Genomic DNA, 436 nt, shown 5'->3' on the forward strand with positions numbered 1-436 from the left:
ACGCTCGACAAACTGACGCAATCACATTCCTCTTATCCGAGAAATCCGATACTTGCAGGAGCGTGTTTTCTTGGCGGTTACATTGATTCGTGGGGCAGCGGTATTCAAAAAATCGTTGATGCTTGCAAATTGGCAGGACTGCCAACACCTATATTGGAAGAAGATGGCGGCGGATTTATCGTAAGGCTGTTCAAAGACCGTTTTTCGGAAGAAGAATTGCAAAATTTGGGATTGAACGAACGACAAATAAAAGCGATTTTGTATGTAAAAGAAAAGGGGAAAATCACTAATAGCGAATATCAGGAAATAAATGAAGTAATAGCAAAAACAGCATTTAGAGACTTAGACGAATTGGTGCAACTGAGCGTATTAGTAAGAATAGGGGATAATAAATCGGCCTATTATAAAGTGAGCGATGTCCGATAAATGTCCGATA

General features: G+C 39.9%; 1 protein-coding gene. It reads left to right on the forward strand.

The window, feature by feature from the left end:
• A partial coding sequence (locus tag ASC50_RS04790) for an ATP-binding protein (protein ID WP_304518329.1) occupies positions 1-426 on the forward strand: 426 nt, incomplete at its 5' end.
• Positions 427-436 lie beyond the last annotated feature (10 nt).

It is taken from the genome of Candidatus Symbiothrix dinenymphae, from assembly GCF_001431085.1.